The 26481-nt window shown below is 57.7% G+C and carries 29 protein-coding genes; 11 read left to right on the top strand and 18 right to left on the bottom strand.

The genetic code is table 11. The features are described 5' to 3' along the window. Nucleotides 1-9 precede the first annotated feature (9 nt). Nucleotides 10-900 carry an aromatic amino acid exporter YddG gene (gene yddG, locus VQ830_RS16860; protein WP_337269304.1) on the top strand — a complete coding sequence of 297 codons (891 nt, stop codon included), beginning with the start codon at nt 10-12 and terminating at the stop codon, nt 898-900. Between the two features lie 43 nt (nt 901-943). Here yddG and VQ830_RS16855 read toward each other — a convergent pair whose 3' ends face one another. Both VQ830_RS16855 and gloB read right to left on the bottom strand, forming a co-directional pair. Beyond that, nucleotides 944-1393 carry a cupin domain-containing protein gene (locus VQ830_RS16855; RefSeq protein WP_337269303.1) on the bottom strand — a complete coding sequence of 150 codons (450 nt, stop codon included), beginning with the start codon at nt 1391-1393 and terminating at the stop codon, nt 944-946. A gap of 2 nt (nt 1394-1395) precedes the next feature. Further along, the gene (gene gloB, locus VQ830_RS16850; RefSeq protein ID WP_337269409.1) at nt 1396-2166 is read right to left on the bottom strand and encodes a hydroxyacylglutathione hydrolase; all 771 of its coding nucleotides are present in this window, start codon (nt 2164-2166) and stop codon (nt 1396-1398) included. Between the two features lie 50 nt (nt 2167-2216). Here gloB and VQ830_RS16845 point away from each other — a divergent pair, with 50 nt between their 5' ends. From VQ830_RS16845 to VQ830_RS16835, 3 genes are all read left to right on the top strand, one after another. After that, nucleotides 2217-3008 (top strand): class I SAM-dependent methyltransferase, encoded by a 792-nt coding sequence (locus VQ830_RS16845; protein WP_337269302.1) that lies wholly within the window; start codon nt 2217-2219, stop codon nt 3006-3008. 225 nt (nt 3009-3233) lie between these two features. Next, a complete protein-coding gene (gene hisC, locus VQ830_RS16840) occupies nt 3234-4343 on the top strand; it encodes a histidinol-phosphate transaminase (protein ID WP_337269301.1) in 1110 nt (369 codons plus the stop codon). Next, nucleotides 4340-5269 carry a prephenate/arogenate dehydrogenase family protein gene (locus VQ830_RS16835; protein WP_337269300.1) on the top strand — a complete coding sequence of 310 codons (930 nt, stop codon included), beginning with the start codon at nt 4340-4342 and terminating at the stop codon, nt 5267-5269. The genes hisC and VQ830_RS16835 overlap by 4 nt, the downstream gene beginning before the upstream one ends. Before the next feature lie 36 nt (nt 5270-5305). On the opposite strand, the gene VQ830_RS16830 is transcribed toward VQ830_RS16835, so the two are convergent. Next, on the bottom strand, nt 5306-6313 hold the full coding sequence (locus VQ830_RS16830) for a DUF2125 domain-containing protein (RefSeq protein WP_337269299.1): 1008 nt from the start codon (nt 6311-6313) through the stop codon (nt 5306-5308). 11 nt (nt 6314-6324) lie between these two features. Here VQ830_RS16830 and VQ830_RS16825 point away from each other — a divergent pair, with 11 nt between their 5' ends. Continuing rightward, nucleotides 6325-6897 carry a gamma-glutamylcyclotransferase gene (locus tag VQ830_RS16825; RefSeq protein WP_337269298.1) on the top strand — a complete coding sequence of 191 codons (573 nt, stop codon included), beginning with the start codon at nt 6325-6327 and terminating at the stop codon, nt 6895-6897. Between the two features lie 36 nt (nt 6898-6933). Here the strand turns inward: VQ830_RS16825 and VQ830_RS16820 are convergent, their stop codons facing one another. The 4 genes from VQ830_RS16820 to ftsE all read right to left on the bottom strand — a co-directional run bounded on the left by VQ830_RS16820 (nt 6934) and on the right by ftsE (nt 10279). Then, entirely contained in the window at nt 6934-7737 is an 804-nt protein-coding gene (locus VQ830_RS16820) for a lysophospholipid acyltransferase family protein (protein WP_337269408.1), read from the bottom strand. Between the two features lie 92 nt (nt 7738-7829). Continuing rightward, nucleotides 7830-8528 (bottom strand): YdcF family protein, encoded by a 699-nt coding sequence (locus tag VQ830_RS16815; RefSeq protein ID WP_337269407.1) that lies wholly within the window; start codon nt 8526-8528, stop codon nt 7830-7832. An 85-nt stretch (nt 8529-8613) separates the two neighbouring features. Then, complete coding sequence (locus VQ830_RS16810) at nt 8614-9561, bottom strand: cell division protein FtsX (protein WP_337269406.1); 948 nt, start codon at nt 9559-9561, stop codon at nt 8614-8616. A 58-nt stretch (nt 9562-9619) separates the two neighbouring features. Then, nucleotides 9620-10279: a cell division ATP-binding protein FtsE gene (gene ftsE / locus VQ830_RS16805; protein ID WP_337269297.1), complete on the bottom strand. Its 660-nt coding sequence runs from the start codon at nt 10277-10279 to the stop codon at nt 9620-9622. Nucleotides 10280-10485: 206 nt separating this feature from the next. Between ftsE and VQ830_RS16800 the strand changes: the two genes are divergently transcribed. The 3 genes from VQ830_RS16800 to VQ830_RS16790 all read left to right on the top strand — a co-directional run bounded on the left by VQ830_RS16800 (nt 10486) and on the right by VQ830_RS16790 (nt 12358). Further along, complete coding sequence (locus tag VQ830_RS16800) at nt 10486-11139, top strand: hypothetical protein (RefSeq protein ID WP_438618117.1); 654 nt, start codon at nt 10486-10488, stop codon at nt 11137-11139. A 57-nt stretch (nt 11140-11196) separates the two neighbouring features. Continuing rightward, nucleotides 11197-11748, top strand: a complete 552-nt coding sequence (gene hpt / locus VQ830_RS16795) for a hypoxanthine phosphoribosyltransferase (protein WP_337269295.1) — start codon at nt 11197-11199, stop codon at nt 11746-11748. A gap of 250 nt (nt 11749-11998) precedes the next feature. After that, complete coding sequence (locus VQ830_RS16790) at nt 11999-12358, top strand: response regulator (RefSeq protein ID WP_337269294.1); 360 nt, start codon at nt 11999-12001, stop codon at nt 12356-12358. Nucleotides 12359-12620: 262 nt separating this feature from the next. Here VQ830_RS16790 and VQ830_RS16785 read toward each other — a convergent pair whose 3' ends face one another. The 4 genes from VQ830_RS16785 to argH all read right to left on the bottom strand — a co-directional run bounded on the left by VQ830_RS16785 (nt 12621) and on the right by argH (nt 18573). Then, nucleotides 12621-15311: a TIGR02302 family protein gene (locus VQ830_RS16785; protein WP_337269405.1), complete on the bottom strand. Its 2691-nt coding sequence runs from the start codon at nt 15309-15311 to the stop codon at nt 12621-12623. Between the two features lie 302 nt (nt 15312-15613). After that, nucleotides 15614-16882 (bottom strand): diaminopimelate decarboxylase, encoded by a 1269-nt coding sequence (lysA, locus tag VQ830_RS16780; protein WP_337269293.1) that lies wholly within the window; start codon nt 16880-16882, stop codon nt 15614-15616. 14 nt (nt 16883-16896) lie between these two features. After that, complete coding sequence (gene lptM / locus VQ830_RS16775; protein ID WP_337269292.1) at nt 16897-17091, bottom strand: LPS translocon maturation chaperone LptM; 195 nt, start codon at nt 17089-17091, stop codon at nt 16897-16899. 78 nt (nt 17092-17169) lie between these two features. Next, nucleotides 17170-18573, bottom strand: a complete 1404-nt coding sequence (gene argH, locus VQ830_RS16770; RefSeq protein WP_337269291.1) for an argininosuccinate lyase — start codon at nt 18571-18573, stop codon at nt 17170-17172. Between the two features lie 38 nt (nt 18574-18611). On the opposite strand from argH, the gene tlpA reads away from it, so the two are divergent. Continuing rightward, the gene (tlpA, locus tag VQ830_RS16765) at nt 18612-19277 is read left to right on the top strand and encodes a thiol:disulfide interchange protein TlpA (RefSeq protein WP_337269290.1); all 666 of its coding nucleotides are present in this window, start codon (nt 18612-18614) and stop codon (nt 19275-19277) included. A gap of 23 nt (nt 19278-19300) precedes the next feature. Here the strand turns inward: tlpA and VQ830_RS16760 are convergent, their stop codons facing one another. The 6 genes from VQ830_RS16760 to VQ830_RS16735 all read right to left on the bottom strand — a co-directional run bounded on the left by VQ830_RS16760 (nt 19301) and on the right by VQ830_RS16735 (nt 23886). Further along, nucleotides 19301-20182: a 3-hydroxybutyryl-CoA dehydrogenase gene (locus tag VQ830_RS16760; RefSeq protein ID WP_337269289.1), complete on the bottom strand. Its 882-nt coding sequence runs from the start codon at nt 20180-20182 to the stop codon at nt 19301-19303. A gap of 126 nt (nt 20183-20308) precedes the next feature. Beyond that, a complete protein-coding gene (locus VQ830_RS16755) occupies nt 20309-21238 on the bottom strand; it encodes an electron transfer flavoprotein subunit alpha/FixB family protein (RefSeq protein ID WP_337269288.1) in 930 nt (309 codons plus the stop codon). A 24-nt stretch (nt 21239-21262) separates the two neighbouring features. Next, entirely contained in the window at nt 21263-22012 is a 750-nt protein-coding gene (locus tag VQ830_RS16750; protein WP_337269287.1) for an electron transfer flavoprotein subunit beta/FixA family protein, read from the bottom strand. 212 nt (nt 22013-22224) lie between these two features. Then, nucleotides 22225-22803 carry a cob(I)yrinic acid a,c-diamide adenosyltransferase gene (locus VQ830_RS16745; protein ID WP_337269286.1) on the bottom strand — a complete coding sequence of 193 codons (579 nt, stop codon included), beginning with the start codon at nt 22801-22803 and terminating at the stop codon, nt 22225-22227. A gap of 26 nt (nt 22804-22829) precedes the next feature. Next, on the bottom strand, nt 22830-23033 hold the full coding sequence (locus VQ830_RS16740; RefSeq protein WP_337269285.1) for a twin transmembrane helix small protein: 204 nt from the start codon (nt 23031-23033) through the stop codon (nt 22830-22832). A gap of 19 nt (nt 23034-23052) precedes the next feature. After that, nucleotides 23053-23886 (bottom strand): SDR family oxidoreductase, encoded by an 834-nt coding sequence (locus VQ830_RS16735; protein WP_337269284.1) that lies wholly within the window; start codon nt 23884-23886, stop codon nt 23053-23055. An 81-nt stretch (nt 23887-23967) separates the two neighbouring features. On the opposite strand from VQ830_RS16735, the gene VQ830_RS16730 reads away from it, so the two are divergent. Beyond that, complete coding sequence (locus tag VQ830_RS16730; protein WP_337269283.1) at nt 23968-24885, top strand: YihY/virulence factor BrkB family protein; 918 nt, start codon at nt 23968-23970, stop codon at nt 24883-24885. Here the strand turns inward: VQ830_RS16730 and gluQRS are convergent. Beyond that, nucleotides 24850-25731: a tRNA glutamyl-Q(34) synthetase GluQRS gene (gene gluQRS, locus VQ830_RS16725; RefSeq protein WP_337269282.1), complete on the bottom strand. Its 882-nt coding sequence runs from the start codon at nt 25729-25731 to the stop codon at nt 24850-24852. The genes VQ830_RS16730 and gluQRS overlap by 36 nt on opposite strands. On the opposite strand from gluQRS, the gene VQ830_RS16720 reads away from it, so the two are divergent. Beyond that, nucleotides 25730-26416, top strand: a complete 687-nt coding sequence (locus tag VQ830_RS16720; protein ID WP_337269281.1) for a DNA-3-methyladenine glycosylase family protein — start codon at nt 25730-25732, stop codon at nt 26414-26416. The genes gluQRS and VQ830_RS16720 overlap by 2 nt on opposite strands. Nucleotides 26417-26481 lie beyond the last annotated feature (65 nt).

Below are 26481 nucleotides of genomic sequence, written 5' to 3'. Positions count from 1 at the left end.
GGGGGACCCATGAGACTGCAAGCGACGCTGATCGGCTTTTCCGCCATCTTGATGTGGTCTTTCCTGGCGCTGATGACAGCGGCATCCGGCCGCATGCCCCCCTTTCAGCTTTCCGCGATCTGCTTCGCCATCGGCAGCCTGCCCGGCATTGTCGTCCTTCTTCTCAATCCGGCTCGGATTTCGCTTCTTCGGCAGCCGGCTAAGGTTTGGCTGCTCGGGATCGCCGGACTGTTCGGCTATCATTTTCTGTACTTCACCGCGCTGCGCAATGCGCCGGCAGTGGAGGCAGGTCTGATCGCTTATCTGTGGCCGTTGCTGATTGTCATCGGTTCGGCGCTTTTACCGGGGGAACGGCTGCGTTGGTATCATCTGGCAGGAGCGCTGTGCGGCCTCGCCGGCACGATTTTGATCGTTGGACGGAATGGCGTCAACTTTGAAGGTTCCTACGCTTTGGGCTATGGCGCCGCCTTGCTTTGCGCTTTCACCTGGTCTGGCTACTCTTTGGCGACGCGCCGCTTCGAGGCCGTATCGACCGACGTGGTCACGGGTTTTTGCCTCGTCACATCGATCCTATCCCTGATCTGCCATCTTTTGCTTGAAACGACGGTCTGGCCGTCATCGAGCGTCGAATGGCTCGCTGTCGTGGGATTGGGACTTTTTCCGGTTGGAGCTGCCTTCTACGCCTGGGACTATGGTGTAAAGAGCGGCGATATTCAAATTCTCGGCGCGGCGAGCTATGCAGCGCCTCTGTTATCGACGCTCATTTTGATGCTGTTCGGATTTGCCGAACCAAGCTGGCGAATTGCCATTGCCTGCGTCCTCGTGACAGGTGGAGCCGTGCTCGCAGCCAAGGATATGATCCGCCGTCCTGCGCGACAATCGGAGCTTGCGGCGGAATAGGGGAAGAAGCGGCAAAGAACCTCTTCGCTCGCGATATGTCGAATTAAGCGCGCGGCTGCCAATCCGGTGGAGCCATGTCGAAGCTTGAAAACGAAAAGCCTGGCGCCACGGTGCAACCCACCAGGACAAAACTTCCAAGCGGTTCTGCAGCCTGCCACCAGTCGGCGGGAACCACCGCCTGTGGTCTTTCGCCAGCGACAATATCTTTTCCTAACACCAAGGTCTGGCGCGTTTCGCCGTCACGCGAAAGATGCAGCGCGAGCGGGCCGCCAGCATAATGATGCCAAACTTCGGCAGCATCGCGCACACGGTGCCAATGCGAGCGTTGGCCTGCTTTCAACAGGTAGTAGATTGCCGTGGAGTGGCCGCGCTGATCGTCTTTTCCGTCTCGGAAGGTCTCGACATACCAGCCCCCTTCCGGATGCGGCTGCATCGAAAGTGCGGCAATGATAGCATCGGGGTCTGCCTCTGCGTGCGGCGTCATCCCGGCCATGATCAGAAGTTATCCTTGCGCTTGCGGATTTCAGCAAAGACATCCTCGTTATCACGCGTTTCCATCAAGAGATGGCGGCGGATCGACGGATCGCCAGCCCGCAGGAAAGGATTGGTTTCCTTCTCGAGCCCAAGCATGGTGGGAATGGTGTATTTGCCTTCGGCACGCAACGCCTCTATTTCCTCCGCGCGCGCCTTCAGCCTCTCATTGTCGGGATCGATGGATCGGGCAAATCGTGCGTTCGACAGCGTATATTCGTGACCGAAATAGATTGCCGTCTCGTCCGGAAGCACCGAAAGTTTCTGCAACGAGTGCCACATGTCGCTCGGCGTTCGCTCGAACAGCCTGCCGCAGCCAAGCGCAAACAGCGTGTCGCCGGCAAAGAGCAGCTTATCGTCGACGAAATGATAGCAAATGTGGCCAGCTGTGTGGCCCGGCGTTCCGATCACATTCACCGGATGCTGTCCAAACTGGAAGCTGTCGCCATCTGCTACGGTGCGGTCGAGGCCGGGTATCGCAACAGCTTCATCGATCGGTCCAATGATCTCGCATCCATATTGCTCCTTCAGAGCAAGATTTCCCTCGACATGATCGATGTGATGGTGGGTTGTGAAGATATGTGTGATGCGCCAGCCGCGCCGCTCGGCAGCGGCTGCAACAACCTTGGCTTCCGGCGCATCGATCGCAGCGGTCAGGTTGCTCTCCGTATCGTGGACGAGAACGCCGAAATTATCCGAGCGACACATGAAAACGTCTAGTTCCAAAGCTTTCATCATCTACCAACCTTTTATAGCGGACGTGATCGAATGTAGGTGAGCGTGCCTTGAAGTCCAACCGGTCGCTGCTAAGATTCACGTCAATGTATGCAGACATTGTTGACCTTCGCGAGTTCTACCATTCCGATCTCGGACGCAGCGCCGAGCAATCGATTGCGGAGGCGTTAGCGTCCCTGTGGGTGCGGCTTCCGGAAGAGCGCCTGGTTGGTCTCGGCTATACCGTTCCCTTCCTGGACAGATTTCGGGCAAATACAGAGCGGACCTTTGCCTTCATGCCGGCAGGTCAGGGCGCGGTCAATTGGCCGATGAATGCGCTTTCTTCGACGGCACTTGTCTTTGAAGAAGAGCTACCCTTGCCGGATGCCTCGATCGATCGCGTCCTGATGGTTCATTCGCTTGAGTTTGCGGAAAGCCCGCGTGAAACCCTGAAGGAATTGTGGCGTATCCTTGCGCCTGGCGGTCGTCTCGTCATCGTAGTACCGAACCGCCGGGGCGTCTGGGCGCGCATGGAGCATACGCCTTTTGGCTCAGGCCGGCCCTACTCTCGTAGCCAGCTGACACATCTCCTACGAGAGACCAATTTTACGCCAGGGGCAGCGGCCGAGGCTCTCTTTTTTCCACCATCGAAACTGCGTTGGGCGATGCGTCTCGGCCGAAGAATGGAAAAAGTCGGACGGACGCTCTGGCCGGCATTTTCAGGTGTGATTGTCGTCGAAGCGCAAAAGCGCCTCTATCAGGGCTTGCCGGTCGCCGTGCGGGCGTCTCGGCGCGTTTTTGTACCAGTTCTTGCGCCGCAGGGCGTTCCTACAACGCGTGATCGCGGCGAGCCAAAGGCATAATGCGTTTGCTTCCGTGACGTTCAGAGCGACCTTGATACTCTCGACAAAACGGGCTTTCCGCATTATTGCCTACGGGCGTCGAGCTTTCCAAGAATCCGAAACGATTTTCGCGGGGATCGGCGCATTAGATTCAAAGGCTTAGCCTGTTCTTCGCATCTTGGCAGATGCATGGCGTGCTGAGCCGCGTTCAAGGCCGGTTGCCCGGCGCATTTCCAAGGTCGCCCAATGAGCATTGAGATGATGAAGCCCGTCCCGCGTCCCGGTATCCTCGATATCGCTGCTTATGTACCGGGCAAGGAGCATGCGCCGGGGGTTGCCAAGGTCTACAAGCTTTCTTCCAATGAGACGCCCCTTGGGCCCAGTCCGAAGGCGATCGAGGCCTTCCGCGCTGCGGCAGAACAATTGGAACGCTATCCCGACGGACAGGCGATGGAACTGCGCGAAGCCATCGCTGCCGTGCATGGCCTGAACACCGCCAATCTTCTCTGCGGAAACGGATCCGACGAACTTCTCGGTTTGCTTTGCCAGGTTTACCTTGGCGCAGGCGATGAGGCCATCATCACCGAGCACGGCTTTCTGGTTTACAAGATCCAGATCATGGCGGCCGGCGCAACGCCCGTCACCGTGAAGGAAAGGGAACAGACCGTCGATGTCGACCAGATCCTGGCCGCCGTCACGAACAAGACCAAGATGGTGTTCATCGCCAACCCCGGCAATCCCACGGGAACCTATGTGCCTGTCAGCGAGATACGACGCTTGCATGCAAACCTGCCGAAAAACGTGGTGCTGGTGCTCGATGCGGCCTATGCGGAATATGTTCGCCGCAACGATTACGAGGCCGGCGTCGAGCTTGTTTCCTCCAACGCGAATGTCGTCATGACGCGCACCTTCTCTAAGGTTTATGGACTTGCGGCATTGCGTGTCGGTTGGATCTATGGGCCAAGCGAGATGATCGACGCCCTTAACCGCGTTCGCGGACCATTCAATCTCAACAGCGCTGCCATCGCGGCCGGTGCGGCGGCGATCCGCGATCAGGCCTTTACCCAGCATGTTGTCGCCTTCAATCAGACGTGGCTTGATAGGCTGACGGCCGAACTGCAGGCTATGGGGCTGAGGGTCACCCCATCGGTGACCAATTTCCTTCTGATCCATTTTCCCGATCTGGACGGCAAGCGGGCCGCCGATGCCGATGAATTCCTGACAAGTCGTGGTTACATCTTGCGCGCCGTACGCGGTTATGGCTTTGCCAACGCTCTGCGCATGAGTATTGGGACGGAGGAAGCGAATATCGGCTTCCTGCAGGCGCTGCGTGAATTCCTGGGGCGCACAGCATGAGCATTCAGTTCGAGCGCATCACCCTTATCGGCATCGGCCTAATCGGCTCGTCGCTGGCCTATGACATTCGCCGTCTGGGCCTCGCGAAGGAAATTGTCGTCAGCACGCGCAGCGCAGCAACGCTGAAACGCGCCGAGGAGTTGAAACTAGGCGACCGCTATTTGGCGACATCTGCGGAGGCTGTCGAAAACGCCGACCTCGTAATCGTGTCCGTTCCCGTTGGCGCCTCTGAAAGCGTTGCCAAGGAAATTGCGCCGCATCTGAAGGCAGGCGCCATCGTTACCGATGTCGGTTCCACGAAAGCCTCAGTCATACAGCAAATGCAGCCGCATATGCCGCCGCATGTTCACTTCATTCCCGGGCACCCTTTGGCCGGCACGGAAAAATCAGGCCCAGATGCCGGCTTTCCAGGCTTGTTTAAAGGGCGTTGGTGCATCTTCACGCCGCTTCCCGACACCGACGAAGATGCGCTCGCTCGGTTGCGGGCCTTCTGGGAGGCGGTCGGATCGCGGGTCGACGTGATGGACCCTGCCCATCATGACAAGGTTCTGGCGATCGTTTCGCATCTGCCTCACATCATCGCTTATAATATCGTCGGCACGGCAGAGGACTTGGAGACCGTCACAGAATCAGAAGTCATCAAGTATTCGGCGTCAGGCTTCCGCGATTTCACGCGTCTTGCTGCCTCAGACCCGACCATGTGGCGGGATATCTGCCTTCACAACAAGGACGCGATCCTGGAAATGCTGGCGCGCTTTTCTGAGGACCTGTCTTCTCTGCAGCGGGCAATCCGCTGGGGCGAGGGCGACAAGATCTTCGATCTCTTCAGCCGCACTCGAGATATCCGACGCTCGATCGTCGAAGCCGGCCAGGATACGGATGCAGCAGACTTCGGTCGGCATGCGCTCGATGCCAAGCAGAGCTGACGGCCACGGCCGTCAGCTCTTTTGCGCATCCGACATTCAGATCGGCGGAATGGAACCGAGTGGAATGAAGCCGCTTACCGTCGCCTGTCCCTGATCGACCACAAGATCGACCGAGACGCTGTTGCTTCCGATTGCCATGGCTTTCAAAAGCTTGGAGACAGAATCGATGGATTTTCCAAGATCGGGAAAGGCTGCCTTGGCGCTCTTGCGCCACTGATCAAGTTCGCTGATCTTCAATTTGAACTTGCCAGACAGGTAGCCCTGGTCATTGAAGGAGAAGGGGCCGGTCAATGTCATGATCCGCCCGTCACCGAGGTCGGCGGCGAGATTGCGCAACTCGCCGCTCGATCCGCGCAATCCCTTGCCGTCGCTTCCATCGATCAGGCCGGCCTTGCCGGCAAGGGTCACATCCCCAGTACCCGAAAATTTCGGCAGGACATTCGGCCAGTCCTTAATGGTGATGACGGCGCCGCTAAAGGAAAACGCGCCATCGAGATCAGGGCCGTTTTGCCGCAGATGGGCCTCGGTGTGATCGGCGGTCAAAGACATCGCCTGATCTGTTCTGCTGAAGGTGGCGTTTGCCTGCAGGCCGTCCACCACGGTTGAGGAGCGTTCAATGCCGCCGGACTTGGTGACAAGGCTGGACTGCATGTTTTTCCATTCCGCATTCACGGCCATCCCTTCGGCATCGCGGATCTCGGCGGGAGAATCGAGTTCCCAGACGATATGCTGCGGTTGATAAACTTGCGCTGCCGAACGCAGCTCGCCGAAACTTGCCGAAATGCCATGACTGCGATCGTCCACAGTCACCTTCGAGCAAAACAGTCCAATCCGAAACGGATAACCACGAAAGTCGATATCCTGGCATTGGCCAGTGACCGCGGCAGTCTCCTTGTCCTTTGGCGTGATTGCCTTCAGCACGGTTTTCTCAAGCTGATGGGCGGCGTAAAACCAGCCGGCGGTATAAAGCGCTATGGCCAGAAGAATGATGCCGCCGAGCAGCCAGAATTTTTTGCCGCTTGCCGATCGGCTTGACGCTGCCATGATGTTCTCCAATGGTGACGCTAAAAGGGAATCTCGGTCTGGCGTTGGATATGGACGAATTTTGGGTCTTCGGTTACGGGTCTTTGATGTGGAACCCGGGTTTTGCCTATGTGGAGCAAGCCCCGGCTTTGCTCAAGGGGTATCGGCGCTCCCTTTGCGTGCGTTCTTTCGTGCATCGCGGTACGGCCGAAAAGCCGGGTCTGGTTCTGGGACTTGACCGCGGCGGCTCGTGCCGCGGCGTAGCTTTTCGTGTGGCGCCGGAGAATTGGTCCGCGGCAATCGACTATCTGCGGGAGCGGGAACTCGTCACCAATGTTTACCTGGAGCGACGCCTGCCTGTCCTGTTGGGCGACCGGCGCAAGGTCATCGCCACCACCTATGTCGTTGATCGTCATCATCCGCAATACGGCGGAGCAATGGATGCGAAAGTTGCCGCAAGGACGGTCAGCACGGCGCATGGCCGGTCGGGGCCGAACGATGCCTATGTGCTGAATACGCTCGCCCATCTTCAACAAATGAATATCCGCGATGGCTGGCTTGAGGAGGTTGCTGACGAGGTTGAACGCTTGCGTCGCGCAGCATAGTTCTCCAGGCCGGTAGTGCTGCGCGCTGCTCTTTTGTCAGCTTTTGACGGCTTCAGCTTTTGCGGTGCGTAGTTCGGCCAGCCGTTTTGCTGCTTGCGGCGGCAGGGGCAGGTTGGGGTTGCGCTCTGCCGCGTCGATCAAGAGCTCGTCGCTGGCTTTTTCCGTCACCTCGATGAGATGAGCATAGAACGCGTCCGGATCCATACCGGGCTCGATGGCCGGCAAGATGCGCACCTTGAAGTGTCCAGGATAGCGCATCATCGAACGGCGTGGCCAGAATAGGCCTGGATGCATGGCGACCGGCACGACAGGCATGGCAATATCGCGATAGATACGCGCAATACCGTATTTGTAGACGGGCTCTGCTCCCGGCGGGCGGCGTGTGCCTTCGGGATAGATAATCAGTTCGCGGCCCGTTGAGACTTCCTCTTTCGTCCGCCGCATGACCTCGACCATGGCTTTACCGCGGGCACTGCGATCGACCGGGATCATGCGCTGCTTGGCGACGTACCAACCGAAGATCGGGATCATCATCAATTCCCGCTTCAGGATGTAGACTGGGTCTTTCATCCAGGGCAGCAGCGCATAGGTGTCCCAAAAGGATTGATGCTTTGGCGCGAGGATATAACCGCCCTTTGGCAGATTCTCGAGGCCTTCGATCTCGAATGTGGTGCCGACGATCTTTTCCATCAGCCAATGGTTAGACATGGCCCAGTTTTTGGGAACTCGATACGCGATACGCCGCGGAACGAGAAAGTACCACGGCGACAGGATGATCATGCGAAGGATGAGATTCGCGTAAAAAAGCGTATTGAAAAGATGGGAGCGAAAGGCAAGCATGATCACGGAAACCGATCGGCTGGAAAGGAAAAGTGCCGGGTCTGCCTACACGATATCGCCAGTGAGAAAAAGCCGCGTTAGCCTAAATTAGGTCAGAGGTCATTCACGGCGCCTTCCGATCTCAGGCCGGAATGGCGTCCGAAACCGGTCAAATTGCGCAGACCGGCAGCCAGGCATTTCACATATTCAGCCAGCATTACCCGCATCGCATTGGAATCGACAAACCAGTCGCGCGTGCGCAGGTCAGAGTTGACGACCGGATAGGGCACAAATTCAATGTCCGGATTGACGTAGGACAACTCTGCCAGACTGCGTGGCATGTGATAGTTGTTGGTGACGACAAGTACGCGTCGATAGCCCTTGGTACGAATCCAGTTCGACGTTTCCTCGGCATTGCCGATTGTGTCGATTGCGTCATATCCGATGTCGACGCAGCAGGAAAACAGGTTCGCCGGCCCGGACGTCATTTTTCTGATTTGGGTGGCAGTCGTCGAGGGATGCGCGCCCGAGATCAACAGTCGCTTGCCGGCGCCCTTTTCCAAAAGCTCGACCGCCTGATCGATCCGTTGATATCCGCCCGTGAGAACGACGATGGCATCGGCGTGAGGGTCGGCTGGCGGTTGCATGGTTGTGATGGAATCGGCGAATCGCAGAAACCCCGCAATCAGAATCGCAGCTCCGACGATGCATACAAATCCGCACCAGCGGAGCATACGCCGAAGCGGACTGCGGCGCATAGGCTCTGGCGCGAGGCTTGTCAGCTTCGTCTTTGGCCGGAAGGAATGATGCATGATGTAGCCCATGGTCAGACCTCGTCCCTAAATGAGGATTGCGGCAACTGCCTGACGTTGAGACGGAAAAAACACATAGGCATTCTCAACTCGGTACGCCATCGGTCCGGCTGGGATCAGATCTCAGCGTATCGATTTCATAAATGGTGCGCATTACGGTCAAGCGCGCTGTCAGCGTTGTCAGCAGCGCGATAACGATCATGGTAGCGAAAATGCCGAGATAGCCGAGCGCGCCAAACGAGAAGGTGCCAAACAGCGCAGTCGCCTGATCGGTCTGCGGCGTTGCAATGGTATGACTTTGAACAAGACGGGCAATGAGGAAGAATAAGGCCGCCAGACCGCTGCCGATCGCGGACCCTTTCAAGCTGATCTTCAGGAAGTGCTTTTGAAATTCGTTCGCGACGAAGGTCGTTTCCGCGCCGACAAAATGAAGCACTTCGACAATGTGACGATTGCCGGAAAGCGCCCCGCGCGTCGCGAAAACGACCGTCAAAACCATGGCTGTGAAGACAAGCAACAGAATGCCGGTGCCGATCATCACTGTCGTATGGGCCATCGATACGAGCCGATCGACCCAGGTGCGGTGATCGTCGAGCGATGCTTGGGGAATGCTTTCCTTCAAAAGCGCGCGCATGGCCTCGAAATCGGGCGGGTTGTTTTCATCAATCGTGACGATAACAAGACGAGGAACCGGAAGTTCCTTCATGTCGAGCCCTGATCCGAGCCAAGGCTCCAGCAGACGAGCCGTGGCCGCCTCGTCGACGATCTGGCCGGACTTCGTTCCAACAAAGCCAAGCGCAATGGTCTTCGCCTTCTCCAGAGCCTCATCCATGTTCAGTCCGTCATCGGGGCGAATCTGAATGGTAATCTCACGGGCGATCTGGCTTTCCCAACTTGAGGCCGTTGCACGGATCATGCTGACGCCGCCAAGCGTGAGACAGGCGAGAAACGCCATGATGGCGATCACGACCAACAGCGCGTTGCCCTGGATGTTCGATGGCGGCAAGATCGGGCCAGTCGGACGCACGCGCATTTCCGGCCGCTTTTGGCGGGCCGTCTGTTCCTCGGATTTGGATTTGCGACGCGTGGCTTCAGTCATAGATTTCGAGATGCCCCGTCGACAGGATCATTCTGCGCGCATCAACCTGATCCATGAGCGTCAGATCATGGGTTGCGATGACCACGGCCGTGCCCAGCCGATTGAGCTCCATGAAAAGATTAAGGAGACGGCGGGCCATTGGCGGATCAACGTTGCCGGTCGGTTCGTCCGCAAGCAAAACTTCCGGACGGTCGATCAGTGCCCGCGCAATGGCAGCGCGTTGCTTTTCCCCGCCCGACAGAACCGGCGGCAGCACGTTGATACGCTCGCCAAGACCGACCCATTTCAAAAGCTCGAGAACATCGGTGCGATAGCTGCTCTCATCTTTGCCGCGTACCCGCAGTGGCAATGCGACATTCTCATATGTGGTGAGATGATCGAGCAAGCGAAAGTCTTGAAAGACGATACCGACGCGCCGGCGCAGCAAAGGCAGTTCAGGCCGCGGAATATCGGAAATGTCGCGCCCAAACATACGGATCAAGCCACGTGTCGGCTGCAGAGACAGAAAAAGAAGACGCAACAGGGTCGTTTTACCCGCCCCGGAAGGGCCGGTCAGAAACTGGAAGGATTTCTTCGGAATGTCAAAGGTCAGGTCCCGGAGGATCTCCGGCCCCATCCCATAGCGTAAACCGACATTCTCAAAGTGAATCAAGGAGAGCCCTTTATGGTTCCTGGCGTTAAGTTTCCATTAGTTAACCAGCGAAGTTAACAACGCGTAAATCTACGCCAAAAACGCCGCTTTGATGGCTGTCTTTGCGAAGCATTAACCAATGAAATTTACCATCAGCGGAATCCGTTGCAACCAGGGCACCGTGCGTGTCGAGCCCGTTCAAATTGTAACCTGCGGAGACCGCTATGATGGAAGCCCGTTCTTTCAAACGCTGGAACGCCGGGGCGGCGCAAGAGCTCTTGCCGCCAGAGCGTGTGCACGCACAAGTCCGGCGAGTTGCTTCTCAAAAAGAAGTTGTCGATGCCGACTTTGTGGTCCTTGGCAAAGCCGAGGCGCAGTCGGCCTCCTCGCAAGCCTTCAACGACAACCGCCGTCCCAAGGAAAAACCCTTACGTCCGTCCGGCTATGGCGTGCCAGCGGCAGAAGTGACGCAATCCGTCGAGCGCTTTCTTCAGCGTGCATCGGCTGTCAGCTTTGCCGTTCTCGTCATGTCCCTGGCAATATTGGTCTTCGGACTCTGCGGCGGGTTTTCGGCCTTTTCCCAGCCGCGTGAGGCCGGACTGCCGAAGCCGCTGCACTTTACGCATGTCACGGCGACCCCGCGCGAGGCGAACGGCATGCCGCTGCTTGTCATTCAGGGGATCGTGGAGAACCAAGGTCAGACGACGCAAACCCTTGCGCCCATCCGCGCGGATCTTTTGACTGATTCAGTTATCACCGCCAGCGTTGTCATCGATCCGCCAGCCGACGTGCTCTATGCGAGCGAAAGCCTCGGAATATCGGCGAAAATCCGGTATCCAGGTGGAAAATCACCCGAAGTCCGGCTTTCGTTCATGCGGTAGGCTATATCCGCCGCACATCTCATGCTAACGGCTTACCTCCCATCATGGAGGTGGCTCATGCCTGTCGTCCGCGGAAAAAATATCGAACCGCTGTTTACCGCCGAGCAAATCGGTGAACGCAACAAAGCCCTGGCGCGCGACATCGCGGCCGGTCCTACCAAGGATCTGCTGGTTATCGCTATCCTCAAGGGTTCGTTCATCTTTGCTGCCGATCTTCTGCGGGCGCTGCATGACACTGGACTTGCTCCGGAAGTCGAGTTCATAACATTGTCGAGCTACGGGGCTGGAACAGAATCCAAGGGCGTGCGCATCGTCAAGGACATCGACAGCCCTGTGAAGGATCGCGATGTTCTTCTGATCGACGATATCTTGGAATCAGGCCGCACGCTGCTTTTTGCACAGAAGCTTCTTTATGAACGCGGCGCGCGAAATGTTACCGTTGCCGTTCTTCTCGACAAAAGCGTGAAGCGCAAGGAGAAATTCGAGGCGGACTACGTCGGTTTCGAATGCCCCGACTATTTCGTCGTGGGCTACGGCATGGACGTCGCCTATGCGTTTCGCGAGCTCCCTTTCGTCGGTGTTGTGACAGGCGACGCAGAACCGACCTAGGGTGCGGTACCAGTTCTTATTTCGACGCCGGTGTTGTTGAACCCAAATGCCACGCGCGTAGGGGTCGTCTCATATGGGTCCGACGCCTCCCCTGAACGAGACCACCCGGCACTCATTTTCTGGCGCTTTTCCGCGTTTCGAACTGAGACGGGTTGTTAACCATCACTCGCATCGCTTGCCCTTGTTTACCGATCGCAAAGAAAGGACGTGTCATCTGCCATATCAGGGCATGAAGACGGAGCAATGCGATATGGCAAAAATTCTGATCACGGAAGACGAGGATTCCCTTCGTTCTTTCGTCGCCCGGGCCTTACGCCTCGACGGTCATGAGACCGATGAAGCCGCAGATGGCGCGGAAGGACTGGAGAAATTACGCGAGGGCGTCTACGACCTCCTCTTGTCGGACATTCGAATGCCTGTCATGGACGGCATCGAACTGACCCATCAGGCGAAGACAGCCTACCCCGGCTTGAAAATCCTGCTGATGACGGGATATGCCGAACAGCGCGAGCGCGCGGATGATCTTGCAGAAAAGATCTTCGATGTCGTCTCAAAGCCGTTTGCGCTTCCCGATATTCGCCGCGCGGTGGCACGCGCTTTGGCCGCCTGAGGACAGCGCGACCGACGGATTTAAGGCCGTGCAAGGGAAATACTTTCCCCTCGGGCCAGGAAGTCAGCGATGAGATATTCATCATTTAAAAGTGCGGCGTGTCCTTCAACGCGCCGCGCTGTCAGCTTTTTGATCGAATGCATTTTTGTGTTGTCAAAAGTTGACGCGTCTCGGTCGCACACGCGTCCAAAACACGACGTCGCAGCCCTTACTATCGAAGAGATGTCTCAGGCTCTACAACGCGGCAGCGAGCCCATCCAGATCATTGCAGATCGAGCAGGCGCTCAAGATATTGGCGCTCCAGGACGCCGGCGGGATTATTTCCCAGCTTCTCACGGATGGCATCGAGGATTTCGCGAGCACGCTGCGCATCTATTTCGTTCGGGATCATATTGCGCGGATCGCCGTCTTGTTGCGTTCCGCCGGTTTCTCGTCCCAGGATGTCGCGCCCGTCCTGATTGCCCTGACCGACCTGACCGTTCGGTCCTTGATTGCCCTGCTGCCCGCGCATGGCCTGCATCATCTGGTTCATCATATCGCGCGTACCCTGGCGCAAGGCTTCCAGAGCGCGTCCCTGACCTTGCACGGCAGGATCGCTGCGTCCATCGCCAAGCTCGCGGCCAGCACCTTCCATCTCACGCTGTGCCTGAGGAAAGCCTTGACCCGGCTTCACGCCCATCTTGCCAAGGTTTTTCTGTAGCTCGCCAAGTTGCTTTGCAAGATCGTCCTGACGCGAGCGCAACTGCTTCAGCGCTTCACGCAATTGTTCCTGCGTCATCTGATTGTTCGGATCCTCGCGAGGCTGGCCGTTCTGGCCTTGCTGTTGGCCCTGTTGTCCCTGGTCCTGCGGATTTTGAGACTGATCCTGCTGCATGGGTGGCAAGTTGTCGAGCGGCAAGCCGTCGTTATCCATCGGCTGGTCTTGCAGCAACGGGTCATTCATGCCGAAGCGGGGATCGCCACGCTGCATGCGGTCTTTCAGTTGCTGATCAAGCTTGAAGGTTTCTTCCATCAACTTCTGCTGATCGCGCAAAATGCTGCCGAGCTTGTCCATCTGCTGGCGCATCTGGCTGTTGTCGCCCTGCTGCTGTTGGCCGCCACGCTGCGGCCTGCCTGCCTGCAGATTGTTCATCATCCGGTTCAGCTCGGAGAGCATCTGCTGGGCTGCGTCCCGATTTCCGGAGCGCGCCAGATCCTCCATCTGGTTCATCATCCGCTCAAGATCCTGCTGGCGAAGTACATTGCGCGCCGTCTGATTGGATTGCGGCGCATTGCGCATGCGCTCAGCCAGCTCCTTCATATACTCGCGCATCGCCTTCCGAAGCTCTTCCATCGCTTTCTTGATGTCTTCGTCAGAGGCGTTGCGATTCAATGCGTCCGAAAGCTTCTGTTGCGCATTGCGCAGATTGCGTTCTGCGTCCGATAGTTCGCCATCCTCTATGCCAAGGGCAATGTCCCAAAGGTAATCTGCGGTATCTTTCATCGCCTGATCTGTTTTGGCGAGCTTCATCCGGTTCTTGGCAGATTCGATCAGAAGGTAATGGGTCAGGTTCGGGATTGTTTCTTCCGGTCGCAGGGTCAATGATTCATTGAGCGCAATCGCTTGCGGCATCTGTCGCTTATCCAGCGCAAAGACCTGCCGCTCTTCGGCTATCGCAGCGGCCAACGGTTCGGCGAAAGGTTTTGCAGGAAGAACCATTTCATGTGGCGGGCTGCGGCCGATCTGGCCGCTGGCATCCTTGGCGACCAAGGTTACGCGCACGCGTTTACCTGAGAGCGGATGCTCGTTGATGTTCCTGCTTGTCACGGCCTTGATGTTGCGCGGGTCGCGGCGCGGCAGGTCGAGACGAAAATCCGGGAGAGGATAAAGGGGTTCGGCGCCGGCATCCGCGTCTGCCGGAACAATTTCCGCATAGGCCTGATCGACGCCGTAGTCGTCCTTTGCTGTGAACCCGATTTCGAGGGCACCCGTTACCGTCGCCTTCGGCATGCCATCGAAAGCAATCTCCGGAGCCTTGTCGGGGACAACCTCAAAGAGCCAGCTTTTGCCGTTCACCGTCACAGTCCCATTGTCACTCAGCTTCAAAAGGTAGCTGGCGGCCGCAAGACCTTGTGCATCTGCAGACGGGTTATTTGTATTGGCCTTTACCGGTGTTGCTTGGGCTTGGGGAGGTGCGCCAGCCGGCGTTTGTGCCTGCACATCCTCAGGGTTGGCTGCGGCGATCTCTTCCGTTTGTCCGTTTGCTTTGCGGAAGGTGACTTTTTCAGGCGTCTTGCTCCCGCTGACCCTCACCGTAGCGAGAGAATATTGCGGCACCTTGATCGGGGCGGAATCGCTTACAGTCGTCGCCAGGTAAATCGGCGCCTTTCCTGTATAGGAGGGTGGTGTCACCCAGGCATCGATGCGCACGCCAGGATCGGTATTCGGCGAGCCGACGCGCGGCAGAAATGCGTCGACGGCTGTGCCGCCGTTGACGGAGAGCGAATAGCCGAAGGCGATGAATACCATCAGGGCCGGAATCGCACGAAGGCCCCATCTGTCGAGGCCTGCAATGTCGGGCTTCGGAAAGCCCGCATCAAGGTTCGCGATCCGCGCCGCCATGCGCGTTTGGTGTTCGCGCCATAAAGCGCGCGCGAAGGGCGTATCAAAGGCCGGCTCGTCTTCCTGGACGCTCACCGGCTGGTGCGCCAGTCCGTTGCGCTCTTCCAGCAGACGATCAGCCGCATTCGTGGAAGGCCATTTCAGTTTGCGCAGAGGAAGAAGGCACGCGGCAAGCCCGAGAGCGCAGATGAAAAGAAGTGCATATCGCAGCCAATCCGCCCCGAAGCGGAACACCCCGAACCATGATAGCGACAGATAGAGCGCAATTACGCAGGCCAGTGCCAGCGCAAAGGGCGCCAGTTGTTCTGCCGTCAGAACAAGTTTGGCCACAAAGCGCTTTGCCGCGACCATCCTCCCCAGCGCTGGGCGCGCCGAAAAGGCGTTGTCGGGTTCCCGGCGAGGGCTTTTGTGGCTTTCGATCAATTCGCTCTCCGCGATCGTCCTTCTTGGTCTATGGATGTCGTAACCTCCTCGACCAACTCCACCGGCTCGTCTTTACCGGGCGTCTGGGAGGGCATCAACGGCACGCTACCAAGGACCCGCTCCATAAGAGCAAGGATAACATTCTTTGTGGCGAAGACGAGGGCAGACGGCCGGAAAATTGCATTTTCCGGCCAATTTACGCAGATGTTACGACGCGTTGATCTGGATAATCAATCCAACCAACCGGGCACGCTGTCGAGGCCGATCAGGTCCTCGTAGCTCGTACGCGGACGAATCACGTGGAATTCGTCTCCTTTGACCAGCACTTCTGGAACGAGAAGACGGCTATTGTAAGTGCCGGCCTGAACAGCGCCATAAGCGCCGGCCGAAGCGATGGCGAGAAGATCGCCTGCAGCGGGCTCTGCCATTTCGCGGTCGAGCGCAAGATAATCGCCGGTTTCGCAGACCGGGCCGACGACGTCGGCGCGAAGCCGTGGCACGCCGTCGTAAGGCTGAATGACGGGACGGATAGAATGATAGGCTTCGTAAAGCGTCGGGCGGATGAGGTCGTTCATGCCTGCATCGACGATGATGAAGGACTTGTCGTCGCCGTCTTTTACGTAGACGACTTCCGTTACGAGAATTCCGGCATTGCCAACAATCAAACGGCCGGGCTCGGTGACGATCCGGCAGTTAAGGCTTGCAAGCTGTTCCTTGACGATGGCCGCATAGGCATCGGGAAGCGGTGGCGGTTCGTTATCATCACGGTAGGGAATTCCAAGCCCGCCACCGATATCGACATGCTGGATCTGATGCCCATCGCCCCTCAACTGGTCGACAAGATCGCGCAGCAGGCGAAAGGCGTCCTGGAATGGCTGAAGTTCGGTAATTTGGCTGCCAATATGCATATCGATGCCGCTGACTTCGATGCCCGGCAGACTTGCTGCATGGGCATAGACGGCACGCGCACGGCGATAAGAGATGCCGAATTTGTTTTCCTTCTTGCCCGTCGAGATCTTGGCATGGGTGCGCGCATCGACATCCGGATTGATGCGGAAGGACACATGTGCTTTGCGGCCGAGCTTCAATGCTTGCTGGTTGAGCACCTCAAGTTCAGGCTCGGATTCGACGTTGAAGCAATAGATACCGGCTTGAAGGGCCACATCCATCTCATGTGGTGTCTTGGCTACACCCGAAAACATGATCCGCTCGGCCGGAATGCCTGCTGCCAGAGCCCGGCGCAGCTCGCCTTCCGATACGACATCGATGCCCGCGCCGAGGCGACCCAGCGTTTTCAAAACCGCCTGGTTGGAGTTTGCCTTCATCGCATAGCAAACCATCGCGTCGACATCGGCGAAAGCGTCCGAGAAAACGCGATAATGGCGCTCCAGCGTTGCGGTGGAATAAACGTAAAAAGGCGTTCCCACAGACTTTGCAATCTCCGGGACCGGAACATCCTCGGCATAAAGAACGCCGTTGCGATACTCGAAATGGTTCACGGTGCTTGCGCCTATCAGAGAAGCGGGTCGAGAACGAAAGGCTTGTCGGCGACGCCGGGCTGTTTCGTCGGCTTGCTTGCGTCACCATTCTTCGTTGCCATTGCGCTCGGCGGGTCAAGATCGCCCTTGCGTCCGCATCCGGCAACAGCAAGACCGATCGCAGCAACGATCAACGTCAGGCGGACATAATTCGGCAGGCTGGCAGGCATGAGTCCCTCTTCGTCAGGCAATCCGGCAAAACTTCATAGCGAAGTTCATACCGCTTGTGCACCCTTATTCGTTTGTCATCAATTGCGGGCGCGCCACCAGGCAATCTGCTGACGCACCTGGGAGGGGGCGGTGCCGCCAAAACTGGTGCGGCTGGCGACGGATGCGTCTACCGAGAGAACATCGAATACCTTTTCCGTGATCGCCGCATGAATATCCTGCAGTTCCGACAGCGATAGATCACTGAGATCGCAGCCCTTGCTTTCGGCAAGCGCCACGGCGCGACCGGTCACGTGATGGGCTTCGCGGAACGGCAGGCCCGCTTCGCGCACCAGCCAGTCGGCAAGGTCTGTCGCCGTCGAGTAACCCGAGCCGGCTGCAGCGCGCATGCGGTCGGTACGAATGGTCATATCGCGCACCATGCCGGTCATGGCTGCAAGCGCAAGCTCCAGGTTTTCGGCTGCATCGAAAACCTGCTCTTTGTCTTCCTGCATATCTTTGGAATAAGCGAGCGGCAGTCCCTTCATGATCGTCAGGAGAGCGATCAGCGAGCCGTTGATGCGGCCGGTCTTGGCGCGCACAAGTTCGGCTGCGTCCGGATTCTTCTTTTGCGGCATGATCGATGAACCAGTCGAGAACGCGTCCGACAATCGGATAAAACCGAACTGCGGTGTCGACCAGATGACGATTTCTTCGGCAAACCGCGACAGATGGGTGGCGGCGATCGCGGCAATTGACAGGAATTCCAACGCAAAGTCGCGATCAGAGACGGTATCGATCGAATTGCGCGTCGGTTCACGGAAGCCAAGCGCCTTTGCTGTCATATGCCGATCGAGCGGAAAGCCAGTGCCGGCCAAGGCCGCGGCACCGATCGGGCATTCGTCCATATGCTCGATGGCGTGGCGGACACGGGCACGATCGCGGCCGAACATTTCCACATAGGCCATGCAGTGATGGCCAAAGGTTACAGGTTGAGCAGTCTGCAGATGCGTGAAACCGGGCATGACGCTTTCGGCATGTTCGTCAGCGCGATCGAGCAGTGCTGCGATCAGATCCGAAAACATCGTTTCGGTCTTCTGCAGCTCTTCCTTGACCCAGAGACGAAAATCGAGCGCCACTTGATCGTTGCGCGAGCGCGCGGTGTGGAGGCGTCCAGCCGCCGGTCCGATCAAATCGGCCAGCCGTGCCTCGATATTCATATGGATGTCTTCAAGCTTGCGGGAGAATTCGAAGCGTCCAGACTGGATTTCTGACAAGATCGTGTTCAACCCCTCGACGATCTTGTCTTTATCATCAGCCGAAATGATGCCCTGATGAGCCAGCATGGTCGCATGCGCTATTGAGCCGCGGATGTCCTGGGCAAACAGCTTCTTGTCGAAATCGATCGAGGCATTTATCTCCTCCATGATCGCATCGGGACCGGACGCGAAGCGCCCGCCCCACATCTGGTTGGAGGATTTGGTATCCTGGTTGCCCTCTGCCATGGATGCGCCTGCCTTGCCTTGATCGTTCGGAGAATGAAATGACTGGAAAGACGCCCTTCCGCCTGCCATCCCTCAAACTGATAGGGATCGCCGCCGTAGCGGGCCTTCTTGCCGGTGCCGCAGCGGTTTACATGAAGGAAGCGGGGTATGGCAATGGCGACGATCAGGTTGCCGGCAACTGCCCGGCGTCAGCCTCCGTCAAAGAAAAAATCGCGCCGCTTCTGAAGGGAGATGTCGCGGCTATGACGGCTGTCGACAATCCGCGCCCCTTGACCTCGATCGCCTTCAAATCAGCAGACGGGCAGCAGACGTCTTTGCAAGGTTTTGCCGGAAAGACGCTGCTCGTCAATCTTTGGGCCACATGGTGCGTGCCCTGCCGGGAGGAAATGCCAGCTCTGAATGCGCTGCAACGGGATCTTGGCAGCGATCGCTTCACAGTGGTGCCGATCAATATCGATACGGGCGACGATGAAAAGCCAAAGGCCTTCCTCAGCGAGATCGGTGTCGATCATCTGCCGCTCTATCGCGATGCGACGATGGGTGTGTTCAACACCCTGAAGAAGGAAGGACTTGCGTTCGGCCTGCCGGTCACGCTGCTCGTCGATGGAAAGGGTTGCCTGATCGGGGCGATGAACGGACCTGCTTCATGGGACAGCGCCGATGGAAAAGCCTTGATATCAGCCGCCAGCGCGGCCGATCTTTAAGATGCTTTCGAGTACACCTTGATTTAGCGGGTCGGAACGGGCGTTTCGCCACGGTAGTCGTAGAAGCCGCGCCCCGACTTACGCCCGAGCCAACCAGCTTCGACATATTTTACGAGCAGCGGGCACGGCCGATATTTGCTGTCGGCGAGCCCGTCATGCAGCACCTGCATGATCGACAGACAGGTATCAAGCCCGATAAAATCGGCCAGCTGCAACGGCCCCATCGGGTGATTGGCACCAAGGCGCATGGCCGTGTCGATCGCATCGACCGTTCCAACACCCTCGTATAGCGTGTAGATCGCCTCGTTAATCATCGGCAGCAGGATGCGGTTGACAATGAAGGCTGGAAAATCTTCGGCCACGGTCACGGTCTTTTCCAGGGTCGCGACAAAAGCCTTGGCGGCCGAAAAGGTTTTTTCCTCTGTCGCAATGCCGCGCACGAGCTCAACCAGCTTCATGACCGGGACAGGGTTCATGAAGTGGATACCCATGAAACGTTCGGGTCGATCGGTAGCCGCCGCCAAGCGCGTGATTGAGAGCGAGGATGTGTTGGTGGCCAAAATCGCTTCAGGCTTCAGGACAGGGCAGATCAGCGTATAAATCTTGCGTTTGACCTGTTCGTCCTCGGTGGCGGCCTCGATGACAAGGTCGGAGACGGCGAGGTCGTTGACGTCGGACGATCCTGAGATCAGCGATAGCGCCTCGGTTCGCTGTTCATCCGTCATCTTGCCATTGGCGACCTGCCGGCCGAGATTCCCGTTGATCGTGGCGAGGCCAGATTCAATTCGATCCTGTGAGATATCGTAGATGTGGACTTTGTAGCCTGCCATTGCCGAGACATGTGCAATGCCGCAGCCCATCTGCCCGGCACCGATCACTCCGATATTCCTCAGGTCCGCATTCATGGCGTTTTTCCCCCGTTGGCGGCTCCTGTGGCGCCGTATTCCAGTCAAAAAAATTGCCGGGCAACAATTGCCCAGCATGATTAGTAGACTGGTCGAAGCGTTTTTTCCAGACGCTCGTAGCTTGGTTTAAAGTGCCTTTTCCAATTCCGGCAGCAGTTCGAAGATGTCTCCGACCAGGCCATAGTCGGCGACCTGGAAGATTGGCGCCTCTTCGTCCTTGTTGATCGCGACGATCACCTTGGAATCCTTCATGCCGGCCAGATGCTGGATCGCACCGGAAATGCCGCAGGCAATGTAGAGATCGGGAGCGACCACCTTGCCGGTCTGTCCGACCTGCCAGTCATTTGGAGCATAGCCCGCATCAACAGCCGCGCGTGATGCGCCAACGGCTGCGCCGAGCTTGTCGGCCACGGGCAGAATGACTTCCCTGAATTTTTCTGCCGAACCAAGCGCGCGTCCGCCCGAGATGATGATCTTGGCCGAAGTGAGTTCCGGACGTTCGGATGTGGAGATCGCATCTGAGACGTAGGAGGAAAGGCCTGGATTCCCAGCTGGCGAAACAGCTTCCACCGCTGCCGAGCCGCCCTCTGCCGCTGCGGCAAAGGCCGCCGTGCGCACCGTGATCACTTTCTTGGCGTCGCTGGACTGAACTGTCTGAATGGCGTTGCCAGCATAGATCGGCCGCTTGAATGTATCGGGAGATACGACTTCGATGATCTCCGAAATCTGCGCAACGTCGAGCAAGGCGGCAACGCGGGGCAGCACGTTCTTGCCAATCGACGTGGCCGCAGCAATGATCGTATCGTAGTTCGGCGCCAGCGATATGATGAGATCCGCCAACGGTTCGGCCAGAGCGTTGCCAAGGCTGGGATCGTCCGCCAGCAGCACTTTCGAGACACCTGCGAGCTTGGCAGCCGAATCGGCAGCCGCCTTGGCGCCGGCACCCGCTACCAACACATGAACGTCTCCGCCAATCTTCTGCGCTGCGGTCAGGGCCTTGGCAGTCTGGTCCGAAACCGCGTTGTTATCGTGCTCTGCAAGAAGAAGAATTGCCATTTTATCGTTTCCTCTGCGTGATGATCAAAGCACGCCGGCTTCAGTCTTGAGCTTCGATACGAGTTCGGCGACCGAACCGACCTTGATGCCGGCCTTGCGGCCGCCGGGCTCTTCCGTTTTCAGAACCTTCAGGCGAGGCGTTGTGTCGACGCCGAAGTCTGCCGGGCTCTTCTTGTCGAGCGGCTTCTTCTTTGCCTTCATGATATTCGGCAGGGACGCATAGCGCGGTTCGTTGAGGCGCAGGTCCGTCGTCACCACCGCAGGCAGCTTGACGTCGATCGTTTGCAGGCCGCCATCGATTTCGCGCGTAACGGTCGCTTTGCCGTCGCCGAGTTCCAGCTTCGATGCGAAAGTTGCCTGTCCCCATTTCAAAAGGGCAGCCAGCATCTGGCCGGTTTGGTTTGAATCGTCGTCGATCGCCTGTTTGCCCACAATGACAAGACCCGGTGCTTCCGTCTCGACGACACCCTTCAAGATTTTGGCAACGGCAAGTGGTTCAACGGCATCGTCGGTTTCGATCAGGATCGCGCGGTCGGCGCCCATGGCAAGTGCGGTACGCAACGTTTCTTCGGCCTTGGCCGGCCCGATCGAAACGACGACAACTTCCTCAGCCCTGCCGGCTTCCTTCAGCCGCAAGGCTTCCTCGACGGAAATTTCGTCGAAGGGGTTCATCGACATTTTCACATTGGCAAGCTCCACGCCGGAACCGTCCGACTTCACGCGGATCTTCACGTTGTAGTCAACCACCCGCTTAACGGGGACGAGTATCTTCATCGGGTCCTTCCTTCCCAGATCGGTGCTGTCAACATGCGCACTTGCAGGCCGGTCTGATTGTCGATTGGCGACATGGATACGCGTTTTTCCTCCAAATACAACGATTCCATGCCGCAGACAGGCAATTTACCAGCTATATTACGTTGACGTTCACGTCAATATTTTCATCCTGCGAAAGTTTATGCTGCGGTCCTGTGAGCAGCTCAGCGCCGTCAGCGATTCTTTCCCGGTACCCACAGGACGTCGGCCCTGCCTTTGTCGTTGGCGTGGCGGGCGGCGACGAACAGAAAATCGGAGAGGCGATTGACGTATTTCAGCGCATTCGGTCCGACAGCCTCGCCGGGGGTACGATCGAGCGAAACCATGAAACGTTCGGCACGCCGTGCGATCGTTCGCGCCAGATGCAGGTGGGCTGCAGCCGGGTGCCCACCGGGCAAAACGAAAGAGGTGAGCGGGTCAAGTTCTGCATTCAGGCTGTCGATATCGGCTTCTATCCGATCGACCTGAGAAGCGACGATGCGCAATGGCTCGTAACCGTCAGGAACATCCGTCTGCGGATTGGCCAGGTCGGCGCCGAGATCGAAAAGGTCGTTCTGGATGCGCATCAGCATCCCGTCGAGCGGATCGTCTTTCTCTAGATGTAGCCTTGCAATCCCGATGGCCGAATTTGCCTCGTCTATTGTGCCAAACGCCTCAATCCGCAGGTCGTCCTTGCGACGTCTGGGTCCCGACACAAGTGCCGTGGTGCCGTCGTCGCCGGTTTTCGTGTAGATCCTGTTCAGCTTGACCATTTCGTCCCTTTTTTAGTCTCGACTTGCTACCCTGGCCTGCCGCCACCGGTCAGCCAGAGCGTCAACATGATGAGGATGATAGCGACTGCCTGCAAAAGCACGCGAAGCTGCATCAGCCGATTGGATAGATTGGCGTCGCCGCCTTTCGTCATGTTGAACAGGCCGCGGATCAGAACCAGCGCCACTGCTCCCATAACGATGATGGCAAGTACATAGGTAAATGTCGACATGATGCGAGAGGCCTCCTCCTCAATCCACCCAGCGCATCAGACGATAGAAGAGTGCCGAGGGTAAAAGCCGCTTCAGAATCATTCCTTGCCGTGCCGGGACGGTGACCGGATAATGGGGCTTCGGTTGGGGCGCGGTCAATGCGCGTTTCAGCGCGGTATAAACGGCTTCCGGCCCCAACTTGTGGCGGTTTATCGGGCCGGAGCCATCAAGGCGCGCCAGCTGGCGACGATAGGCCGCAGCATGGACCGAACCCTCGAGATCGATATTTTCCCTGAACTTGGCAAGCCCTGTTGTGGTGAAGCGCGAGGCAATTGGTCCCGGTTCGATGAGGCTTACGTGAATGCCGCTTCCCATCAACTCCATCCGCAGCGTAATGCTCAGTCCTTCGATCGCGAATTTCGACGCCGTATAGGCACCGCGAAACCGATAGGGAACGATGCCGAGGATCGAAGAACACTGCACGATGCGGCCTGCGCCGCGGCGACGCATGAAAGGAATGACCTGTCGCGTCAATTCATGCCAGCCGAAAACGTTGGTCTCGAATTGCTCGCGCAACACTTCGGTCGGAAGGTCCTCGACGGCGCCCGGTTGACCGTATGCGCCATTGTTGAACAAGGCGTCGATCTGTCCTTCTGTTCGTTCTCCCGCCGCTGCGACAAAGTCGTTGATGCTTTGCTGGTCACGGTAATCCATTAAGAATGTCTCGATGCCATCGGCCTCAAGAGCAGCCTGGTCTTCGCTCTTGCGCACGGTTGCCAGAACGCGCCATCCATCGCGCACCAGTGCCCTTGCGCAATAAGCGCCGATGCCGGAGGAGCATCCGGTCACAATAACGACGGGCCGGTCTGACATCGGGCGGCTCCCTGTTTACGAAACGATCTTCGTTTCCCATATTCAACCCATCGAGACAATGCCATAGACATGCGAGGTTGGATGGCGAAGTTAGCGCGCAGGTTCTATGACGTGGCATACGATGCCGTCTGCCATCTCATCGATGATGACGGCTTTGCTATGGCGAGCCACATTGCGCTATCGACCTTGCTCGCGGTTTTCCCTTTTCTGATATTCGGAACGGCACTCGCCAACTTTCTGGGGGCCGATCAGTTCTCGTCGACGGCCGTGCATCTTATCTTCGACACATGGCCCGAGGAAATCGCCAAACCGCTGGCCGATCAGGTACTGCAGGTTTTGACGGTTCCGCGCGGCGGACTGTTGACGATCTCCGTCTTGGCGGCTGCCTACTTTGCCTCTAACGGCGTCGAAGCGTTGCGAATTTCGCTCAACCGCGCCTATCGCGTGCAGGAGACGCGTCCGTGGTACGTGACGCGCATGGCAAGCCTTGGCTTCGTCGTGATTGCCGTTTTCATTCTTGCGGCTGTCAGCATCCTGCTTGTCGTTGTGCCGCTCGGTCTCGATTATGCGCGACATTGGCTGCCACTGCTGGCGGACACCCTCGAGGTGATCTTCTCCTGGCGTATTTACGGTACATTGTTCATTCTGACGGCGGGCCTGCTCATCGTTCACCTCTGGTTGCCGGCCGGAAGACGCAAAGTCTATGACGTTATTCCGGGTGTTTTCATCACGCTCATCCTGTGGCTCGCCGGCGCACTGATCTTTGCTTATTACCTGAGCACTTTTGCTAACTACACGGCGACCTATGCCGGCCTTGCGTCGATCATGATCGTCTTGATCTTTCTTTATATGATCGGCGTCATCTTCATTATCGGCGGTGAGATCAACGCTGCTATGATGAAATTTCGCCTGCGCTCGATGCTGTCGCATCGCTTCTTGAGCGGACGCAATCGCAATAAGGCGTCAACAGCCGACAAGGCGGCGGATGTCCGCCGGTGACAGCCCCCGGTGGCGAAGCGCCTCTATGCCGGCATCGCCATCGCTCTTGGAAAGCTTGCGGCCGGTAGCATCTGTGATCAAGCGATGATGATGGTAGAGCGGCTGCGGCAGACCAAGGAGCTTCTGCAGGAGAACGTGGACGGCCGTCGCCTGGAAGAGATCGGCGCCGCGCACGACATGAGTCACGTTCTGGAGGGCATCATCTACGACCACGGAAAGATGATAGCTCGACGGCGCATCGGAGCGCGATAAGATGACATCGCCCCATTTTTCTGGATCAGCAAGGATTATGCCCCGTTCGCCGTCGCCGCTTTCCATCCAGGAAAGGTCGCGGCCGGCATGCTCGATCGCTTTTTCCATATCAAGACGCCAAGCATAACGACGACCGCTCTTCAGCAGCTCCGCGGATTCATACTCGGATCTTTGCCTGTCGTCTTGAGGATAAAGAGGGGAGCCATCCGGATCGCGTGGCCATCGTCCTCCTGCTATCTCGCTTTGCTTGACGCGGGCCTGGACCTCGCCGCGTGTCATGAAAGCCGGGTAGACAAGGCCCATCTCTTTCAGGCGTTCCAATGCCTGGCGATAGTCGGAAAAATGATCCGATTGCCGGCGGACCGGCTTTTGCCAATCGATTCCAAGCCAGGCCAAATCTTCGTATATGCCAGCCTCGAAAGCAGGGGTGCAGCGGGCAAGGTCGATGTCTTCGATGCGCAGAAGTAGTGTCCCCCTGGTTTGCGCGGCCATATCACTGTTCAGAAGAGCAGATAGCGCATGGCCAAGGTGCAGACGTCCATTTGGACTTGGGGCGAAACGGTAGACCGGACTTTGACGTTGGCGATCGAGCATGCTTTCTTCTGACACGAATTTTGCGCAAGGGGGAGCGGGGCTGACCATCATTCGCCATGAAGCTGATATCGCGCTCGGGCTTGCAGAGTTGATGCGCCTCGATCCGCGTCTTATACCCGTTGTCGACGCGGCCGGTCCTGTGCCGCTACGCCTGCGTGCGGCTGGTTTTTCGGGGCTTGCTCACATTATTGTGTCGCAGATGATTTCCCGCGCCAGCGCCGAAGCGATCTGGCGGCGCATGACGTATGGCGGCAACGAGCTGACCGCAGAGGAATTTCTTGCCGCTGGCCCAGAGGCATGGCGTGGCTACGGCCTGTCTGGGGCGAAGGCGAAAAGTCTTGCGGCTCTTGCTGAGGCGGTCGCTGCGGGAAACATCGATCTTTTTGATCTTGGCACCCTCGATGCTCCTCAAGCTGTGCAGAAACTGACGGCCGTCAAAGGTGTAGGCCCTTGGACTGCGGAGGTCTATCTGATGTTTTGCTGCGGCCACCAAGATCTTTTTCCGGTGGGCGACGTTGCTCTGCAAAATGCGGTTGCGGCGGGTCTGTGCCTCACTGAGCGGCCAAAGCCAGCGTTACTCGCCTCCATGGTCATGGCATGGTCGCCGTGGCGTTCCGTGGCGGCCCGACTTTTCTGGGCCTATTATTCAGCCAAACTGGGGCGCGGCGTTCTTCCGGTGGCGTGACTGTGCCTCATACCGCTCTCTGTGGCGCGGTTTTGTCGCAGTCTTCTGCATCCAACGAATGCGTG

This window comes from Oryzifoliimicrobium ureilyticum (genome assembly GCF_037199735.1).
Taxonomy (GTDB): Bacteria; Pseudomonadota; Alphaproteobacteria; order Rhizobiales; family Rhizobiaceae; genus Rhizobium; species Rhizobium ureilyticus.
This window is presented reverse-complemented; position numbering and strand designations above follow the sequence as displayed.